Here is a 7,827-nt window from a genome sequence, read left to right on the forward strand (position 1 = left end):
CGCGAGTTTCAGGTCCGGCGACAGGTCGCGCCGGTTCACCGGGGCATCCGGCAGCCTGAACCCGCCTTCGGCCTTCTTTTCCAGATCCCACCACCAGGTCTTTACCGGGTTCAGCCCGCCCCGGCCAAGCGCATCGTCCAGCCGCGCCAGCACAGGTGCCGCGCGGGGGATATGCGTCGCAGCCCAGCGAAAGGGTGCTTCGGCAAAGAGACCTTCGAGGTTCCAGGGGCAGGTTTTCATGCATCTTCCGCACATGGCACCGCCCTGATTGGTGATGCGATAGGTGGCGCAACGCTGACTGTCGGACTTCCAGATCTCGTAGCCGTTGAACATGGTCTTCGGGCCTGCCGTAATGGCCCCCGACGGGCATTCGCGTGCGCATTTGTTGCAGGACGCGCAAAACCGTTGGAGGCCGAAATCGATGGGTTTGTCGTGGACAAGTGGCAGCGATGTCGTCACCACGCCGGATTTGAGCCGTGGTCCCAGATAGGGGTTGAGGATGACTTCACCGATGCGGCTTACCTCGCCAAGGCCCGCAAGCAGCAGAAGCGGTGGTTGCAGCACGTCGCCGTCCATAACCGTATGGGCCTTTGCCGGATGGCCGAGCGCACGCAGATGGCCCGCCAGCACACCCCCGAGGATTGCAAAGCGCAGATAGGCGCGCATCGACTGGGCGGCGCTGATCCAGTCATCGCCGCTGGCCCCTTCCATCGTGTCGTAGCCCTGGTCGACGATGAGGCTGAGCGCCTGATCGTGGGGCGGTTCGATCGGAGTTCCGGTGGCGTCATGGCTGTACCACGCCCAGTCCGGGCAGGCGGATGTGCCGGCGGCATCGGCGCCGAGGAAGTGGCTCGCCGCCTTGAGCGCGTCGGCGGCCTGCTGCGGTTCGATGGGATGCCGCTGTGCCGCGACGGGGCCGTCCTGCAACAGGATGAGCGCGCCCAGCAGCCTGCGCTGCGCGGCGGAGGGCGCCGTCTTGGTCACGTGGTGGCCGCCCTTCATCGCGGTCTGCACCTTTTCGCCCATGTCGCCGAACTGCCCCCGGGCGAACATGTCCGCCCGTTTCGGCACCCGGGGCACGTTCGGTTCGTCGATATAGGTGGTGGGGACATCCACCCGCTTGAGCTTCTCGAAGGGGTGCGGGCCCATCGCGAAGTCCCGTCCTATATAGGGATCGGCCGCCGCCGTGCCCCGGCGCGGTCGGCGGCGCGCAAAAGCGGGTTGTTGGTCGAGCGGGGCCAGCGGCGCGTCGCTGGCGAGCGCGAGATCGGTGGTCACAAGGGCAAGGCCGAAGCGTGTTCCCACAAAGGGAGCCGTCAGAATGCCTTCTTCGTTGGTGGCAAGGCCGGCGTGCAGGGCGAGTTGCTCCATCGCCACATCCCGCGCCGTGGGGGTATGGGCCCGCGCGTCGTAGCCCAAAACCCGGAGGTATTCGGCCAGTACCACCGCATTTTCGCTCGCACGCAGCGAGGCCCGTTCGACCTGCGCGTCAGCGATCCACTCCACTCCCGACTCATCGGGGCGTGGGTCGCGGGGCCATGCGCTAAGGCAGACAATGGCGTAGGCGTGGCTTTCGGGCAGGGCGCCTTCAGGTGCCTGAACGTGGTCGCGCAGATCGGCCAGCACCACGTCCACGCCCGCCGCCAGCGATGCGGTCTGGCCTGCCAGCAGTTCACTGGCCTGCGACAGCGTGTCGGGGTCGCGGTGCGGCGCAGCAAGCCGGGCGGTCTGCGGCAGCGCACAGATGCCCATCATCGACGCGTCGTGAAAATATCCGAAGGCCTTGATGTGACGGGCGCGCGCCGTCAGGTCCGTGGGGATGTCGGCGCGCGCGGGATTGGCCTTGCCGTCCCGCAGCGCATCCATCATCGCCTGATAGGGACGCATGGCGTTGGCGATGTTTTGGGGCGTATCCGGGCGGGAAAACCGGGGGACAGGCAGGCGGCTGGGTGGCGCGCCCGCCGGCAGGCCCGCCACCCGGCGCAGCCGTTCGAGGGGGTAGGGCCCGAGATCAACGGGGCGTCGCCTGTCGGAAAAGAACTTCATCCCTGTGAGGTGCCACAGGCCAGCGGCTAATGCCAGCGTCCCCGTGTCTGACCGCCGCTTGACAGCTTCGGGCACCCGGTCACATGATCCGGACCATAGGAGGAGTTTCAACATGACAGTGTTCAATCGTCGCCAGACCCTGCTGACAATGGGGGCTGCAACGGCTGTGGGTCTTGCCGCACCGGCGCTGGCCCAGCCGCGCAAGATCACGGTGGGCGCGCTGCGTTTCACCAGCCACGCGGGCAGCTTCGTCGCGGTGGAGCGCGGCTATTTCAAAGAGGCCGGGCTGGATGTGGAACTGCGGTTCTTCGACGCCGCGCAGCCCATGGCGGTGGCCATCGCCAGCGGCGATGTCGACTACGCCATCACCGCGATTTCCGGCGGGCTCGTCTCGTTGGCGCAGAAGGGAGCGATCAAGGTGATCGGCGGCGCATTGCAGGAAGAAGTCGGCATCGACGGGCAGAAGTTTCTTGTGTCCGATGCGGCCTATCAGGCCGGGATCACGGCGCCCGGGCTGCTCGACGGGAAGAGCTTCGGTGTCACGCAGACGGGGTCCTCTTTCCACTACATGGGTTCCAAGATGGCCGAGGCGGAAGGCATCAGCCTGACCTACAAGCCGCTGCAGAAGGTCGGTGCCATCATCGGCGCCCTGAAATCCGCGCAGATCGACGCATGGTCCATCGTGCCCCATATCGCAAAGCCGCTGGCGGAATCAGGTGCCGTTCATATCATCGGCGACGTGGCGACCTATCTGCCGGACTATCAGGTTACGACCGTCTTCACCTCTACCAAGAATGCCGAGAGTGAACAGCAGATGACGCAGGACTTCATCGGGGCCTATTCGAAGGGTGTGGCCGATTACAACGATGCGATGATCACAAAGTCGGGCGGCGAAGACGGTGTCATGGCCATGGTCGATCTGATCCATCAATACGTCTATACCGACAGGCCCAGGGAGAAGGCGGCGCCGTCGATCATCAACGGTACCATGCGGCTGAACGAAGGGGCCGCGATGAACGTCGCCTCTATCGCGGATCAGCTGAGCTGGTTCCAGTCCGAAGGGCTGGTGGATGCGGACATCACGCTCGAGACCCTGATCGATACCTCATACGTCAAGACGCTGGGCGTTTGACCTACGCCTGCCGGTTTTGGGGCGGGTGGTTGCAGTCCGCCCCCCGGTATCGGAAAGAGCGGTATGGACCTGCGCCTCGATCATGTGAGCCATCTCTATGGCGATACCGAAGTTCTGCGTGATATCACGCTGGATATTCCGTCGGGGCGGATCGTCTGTATCGTGGGGCCATCGGGCTGTGGCAAATCAACCTTGTTACGCATACTGGGCGGGCTTGAACGCCCCAGCGCGGGGCGGGTGCTGCAGGTGGGGTCGCCGCCGCCGGATTGTCTCAACGCGCTGACATATGTCTTTCAGGATTTCGCGCTGTTGCCCTGGCGCAGCGTCGCCCAAAATGTCTCCCTCGTGCTGGAGGATCACCGGCTGGGGCGCGACCGGAGGGAAGACATCGTGACCGACGTATTGGCGCGCACCAAACTGTCGGATTTCGCGCATGCCCTGCCAAAGCAGCTTTCGGGCGGGATGAAACAGCGCGTCGCGATTGCGCGGGCGCTGGCGGTCAATCCGGCGGTGATGCTGATGGACGAGCCGCTGAGCGCGCTCGACAGTCAGACCCGCGAATTGCTGATGGACGATCTGATCACGCTCTGGACCCGGGAGCCTTTCACGGCTGTCTACGTCACCCATAATTTGTCAGAGGCGGTACGGCTGGGCCACCGCATCGTCGTTCTGTCCCGTAGGCCGGGACAGATCAGGGAGATCGTCGAACTGGACCGCCCGCTGGCCGAGAGGCAGCCGGGGGATGCGGATCTGGAGGCAACACAGGGGCATCTGTGGTCTCTCATGCGGAATGAGGCCGCGGCAGCGGACGCGGAGCTGATGGATGTCTGAAAGCGCGCGCGAGGTTCCCTTTCGCGGGGGCGGTTTCGTATCCCGGCCCCGGCGCTGGATCGGCCTTGCGGTATTCGTCCTGTTGCTGGCGCTGGCGGAATGGGGCACGCGCACGGGTGCGATTTCGGCGCTGACCCTGCCCCGGCCGAGCGATGTGGCGCTGACCTTCGTGGAGCTTTACGACTCCGGCATGCTGTTTGCCCATCTGGTGCCCTCGCTCACCCGGCTGGCGGTGGGGGCCAGCATCGGGGTGGTGCTCGGCGTTTCCATCGGGGTTGCCATCGGGCTATTCAGCCATGTGCGGGCAGGGCTGACCCCGCTTGTCGCGGCCCTGTTTCCGATCCCCAAGATCGCCTTGCTGCCGCTCTTCGTCATCTGGTTCGGCATTGATGAGGCCAGCAAATACGCGTTGATCGCATTCGGAACTTTCACACCCACGGTGGTGGCGACCTATGCCGCCGTCGATAACGTGGACCGCACGCTGATCCGCATGGGTCAGAGCTTTGGCCTGCGGTGGAGTTCGATCGTGCGCAAGATCGTCCTGCCCGGGGCCATGCCCGGTATCCTATCGGGCCTGCGGATCAGCCTTGCCATCGCCATCATCCTGCTGGTCGCGGCGGAGATGTTGGGCGCGCAACACGGGATCGGAGCCTATATCCTTGAAGCGGGCAGCCTTTATGATCTGGAAAGGTTGTTCGCCGGGGTGGTCATCCTATCCGTTCTCGGGGTTCTGGTGAGCGCCGCGGTTGCGGCGGTCGAACGCAGGGTGTTGCGCTGGCGGGTCTGATGGACCGGGGGCCAGCCCCCGGACCCCCGGAGTATTGCCGAAAGGGTGAAGGCCAGGTGCATCCCGAATTTGGGTTGCGACCCGCCGACGCATGGGCGGGTGGCGTGGAACCGGCGCATCGCGCACCGGGTTATGCCTGCGTATCTACGGAGGCATCGAATGGCGAAATACAGCGAAGGCGACCGGGTCGAGTGGGACTGGGGGAAGGGGACCGGAAGCGGTAAGGTCCAGAAGACCTACACCCAGAAGATCACCCGAAAGATCAAGGGGAGCGAGATCACGCGGGACGGTTCCGACGAAGATCCTGCGCTTTATATCGAACAGGAAGACGGGGACGGGGTGCTGAAGCTGTCTTCCGAAGTGCGCAAGGCCTGACACCGTGGTGCCGGCGGACCTCGTTTACTACACGGACGCACAGCCGGGGATCACCCGGCTGCGCCGGGGGCGGGGTTTCACCTATCGGGCACCCGACGGCACCACCATCGCGCGGGGCCCGGAGCGGGAACGGCTGGAGGCGCTGGCCGTCCCGCCGGCTTATGAAGACGTGTGGATGTGCCCGCTGCCCAACGGCCATTTGCAGGCGACCGGGATCGATGCCCGGCAGCGCAAGCAATATCGCTATCACGTGGAGTGGTCCGCGCATCAGTCGGAGACGAAATTCGCCTCTCTGGCAGAGTTCGGTCACCTCTTGCCGCGTTTGCGGCGGCGTGTGCTGAAGGATCTGGAGGAAGAGGCGGGGGATCGTATCTTCGCGCTTGCCAGTGCCGTGGCGCTGATCGACAGGACATCCATCCGGGTCGGCAATCCCGACTATACCGAGGCCAACGGCACCTATGGCGCACTTACCCTGCGGCGCAAACATGTGAAGCTGGAGAGCGATACGATCCAGCTGCGCTACACCGCCAAGGGCGGCAAGAAGGTGCGCCGGCAAATGAAGGACCGGACGCTTGCACGGGTGTTGGAGAAAACCGCCGACCTTCCCGGGGCAGAGCTTCTTACATGGGTCGATGACGGGGGGGAGGTTCGTTCGCTCAATTCAGGGGCTCTGAACGGCTATATCGCGGAGGCCGCGGGGCAGGAGGGGGTGACTGCCAAGACCTTCCGCACCTGGGCAGGGACGCTTGCCGCCTTCGAGATCGCGGAAAAGGGGGCCGCGACGATCAAGGCGATGGCCGAAGCGGCGGCGGAACGGTTGTCGAATACGCCGACTGTTGCACGCAACAGCTATATCCACCCGTCTGTCATTGAACTGGCGGGGCAGGACCCGCTGACGCTTGAGCCGGAGGGCATGACGGGCCTTTTCGCCGCGGAACGGCGCATGCTGACCTATCTGGAGCAGTGCTGATCAGGTTCCGGCCACCGACGGGTGGTGGCTAAGGAGTTACTTATCTCGGATCTTTCAGTTCAATTCACCACGGCGGTCAGGACGATTTCGCCTTCCATATAGGTCGCGTCATGGGCTTCGCCTTCGAAGCGGGCGGGGGTTGTTTCGTCCAGCAGCAGGGTAAAGCTGCCATCAACGGGAATCTTGTCGCTCGACCATTCCTTAGTCGGCGCACCCACCACATGCTCTGAAAAGGACGCGTTGTAAAAGACGATCGAGTCGCCGGTCTTTGCGTAGACCGTGGGCGGGAAATAGGCGCCATTGAGAATCTGGACTTCGTGCACTTCGGCCAGGGCGCCGCTTGCTCCTGTCAGGAAGGCCGCACTTGCCAATGCGAAGCGGATATTGCGCATGTTATGAGACATCATGGTGCTCCTCGCGAAACGGCCCCACCCGGTATCGGACACATTTTCGTATAACCTGAATCGGGCAAAAATGAGGCGGGTAGCCTTGTTTCGCGGGCCGGATGCTCAGACAGCAGTGTCATCCTGCTGGGCGACTTCGCTGTGCAGCCAGTCCAGAAACGAGGTGAGCGCCCCTGACTTTTCGCGCTCCTGCGGCCAGACAAGATAATAGCTGCCGATGCTCTGGGTGGTATGCCGCGACGCGAGCACCAGCTGCCCCTCCGCCAGATAGGGCCGGGCGAAGAACGTCGGCAGCAATGCCACGCCGAGGCCATGGATCGCGGCCTGCGCCATGGTCGAGAACTGGTCAAACATCATGCCGGTTTGCGGCGTTTCATCGATCCCATGGGCCGACAGCCAACGGGCCCAGCCGCGCGGGCGCGTTTCCAGATGCAGCAGCGGATGGGCAAGCATGTCTTCCGCCGAATCGATCGGTTCGGCGATCAGGCCGGGGGCGCAGACGGGAACCACGGTTTCGGGCATCAGCGGCAGGTAATCGACGCCCGGCCAATCCTCGAACCCGAAATGGATGGCAGCGTCGAACCGGCTGCCCTGGAAAGAGAAGGGCTGCAACCGGGTCGAAAGGTTCACCGTCACTTCGGGATGGCTTTGCCCGAAATCCTTGAGGCGGGGGGCCAGCCAATGCATGCCGAAGGCGGGCAGGATCGCGAGGTTCAGTGTGCCGCCAAGCGGGTTGGCCCGCACCGATAGCGATGCCTGTGCGAGCTGGGCGAGGATATCGCGGACCCGCAGCACGTATTGCTGCCCCGCCGGCGTCAGGACCAGTTGCCGACCCTGCCGGTCCAGCAGGCGGACGTCCAACTGGCTTTCGAGCGTCTTGAGCTGGCGGCTGATCGCGCTTTGGGTCAGGGCCAGTTCGCTTGCCGCCCTTGTGGCTGATCCCAGGCGCGCGACAGCTTCGAAAGCCAGCAGCGCCGAGATCGAGGGCAGAAACCTGCGCGGGGCCAACATATGACTTTTACTCATAGGTTCAGAATAAAGCATCGATAGAGTTATCGGCCCGGATTTGCAATACTGGTCCCTGAACGCAGCCTTTGAAAGGAAATGCCATGAATGCCGAAGCACCCATCCTGAAAGCCAAGGATGCCCCCGATCTGGGTAATTTCGACTGGGCGGATCCGTTCCGCCTGTCCGACCAGCTCAGCGAAGATGAGCGGATGATCCAGGAAAGCGCCCGTGCCTATGCGCAGGAAAAGCTGCAACCGCGGGTTATCGAAGCCTT

The 7,827-nt window shown here is 63.9% G+C and carries 8 protein-coding genes and 1 pseudogene; 6 read left to right on the forward strand and 3 right to left on the reverse strand.

The features are described 5' to 3' along the window. The coding region (locus A3764_RS12360; RefSeq protein WP_150122159.1) for a 4Fe-4S double cluster binding domain-containing protein at nucleotides 1-2,046 on the reverse strand (2,046 nt) is incomplete at its 3' end. A gap of 112 nt (nucleotides 2,047-2,158) precedes the next feature. Here A3764_RS12360 and A3764_RS12365 point away from each other — a divergent pair. The 5 genes from A3764_RS12365 (at nucleotide 2,159) to A3764_RS12385 (ending at nucleotide 6,141) form a co-directional block, all read left to right on the forward strand. Beyond that, nucleotides 2,159-3,178: an ABC transporter substrate-binding protein gene (locus tag A3764_RS12365; RefSeq protein WP_067927370.1), complete on the forward strand. Its 1,020-nt coding sequence runs from the start codon at nucleotides 2,159-2,161 to the stop codon at nucleotides 3,176-3,178. A 63-nt stretch (nucleotides 3,179-3,241) separates the two neighbouring features. Further along, nucleotides 3,242-4,009 carry an ABC transporter ATP-binding protein gene (locus A3764_RS12370; protein WP_067927373.1) on the forward strand — a complete coding sequence of 256 codons (768 nt, stop codon included), beginning with the start codon at nucleotides 3,242-3,244 and terminating at the stop codon, nucleotides 4,007-4,009. After that, complete coding sequence (locus A3764_RS12375) at nucleotides 4,002-4,796, forward strand: ABC transporter permease (RefSeq protein WP_082851183.1); 795 nt, start codon at nucleotides 4,002-4,004, stop codon at nucleotides 4,794-4,796. The genes A3764_RS12370 and A3764_RS12375 overlap by 8 nt, the downstream gene beginning before the upstream one ends. A gap of 159 nt (nucleotides 4,797-4,955) precedes the next feature. After that, a complete protein-coding gene (locus tag A3764_RS12380) occupies nucleotides 4,956-5,171 on the forward strand; it encodes a DUF2945 domain-containing protein (protein ID WP_067927377.1) in 216 nt (71 codons plus the stop codon). Between the two features lie 4 nt (nucleotides 5,172-5,175). Then, nucleotides 5,176-6,141 carry a DNA topoisomerase IB gene (locus A3764_RS12385; protein ID WP_067927380.1) on the forward strand — a complete coding sequence of 322 codons (966 nt, stop codon included), beginning with the start codon at nucleotides 5,176-5,178 and terminating at the stop codon, nucleotides 6,139-6,141. A gap of 59 nt (nucleotides 6,142-6,200) precedes the next feature. On the opposite strand, the gene A3764_RS12390 is transcribed toward A3764_RS12385, so the two are convergent. Further along, a complete protein-coding gene (locus tag A3764_RS12390; RefSeq protein WP_150121586.1) occupies nucleotides 6,201-6,548 on the reverse strand; it encodes a hypothetical protein in 348 nt (115 codons plus the stop codon). Between the two features lie 102 nt (nucleotides 6,549-6,650). Continuing rightward, complete coding sequence (locus A3764_RS12395) at nucleotides 6,651-7,556, reverse strand: LysR substrate-binding domain-containing protein (RefSeq protein WP_067927386.1); 906 nt, start codon at nucleotides 7,554-7,556, stop codon at nucleotides 6,651-6,653. A gap of 98 nt (nucleotides 7,557-7,654) precedes the next feature. Between A3764_RS12395 and A3764_RS24695 the strand changes: the two are divergent. Further along, nucleotides 7,655-7,827 (forward strand): annotated as a pseudogene (locus tag A3764_RS24695) (acyl-CoA dehydrogenase); the annotation flags it as partial.

Origin of the sequence: Sulfitobacter sp. HI0129, assembly GCF_001635395.1 — a bacterium.
Classification (GTDB): Bacteria; Pseudomonadota; Alphaproteobacteria; order Rhodobacterales; family Rhodobacteraceae; genus Sulfitobacter.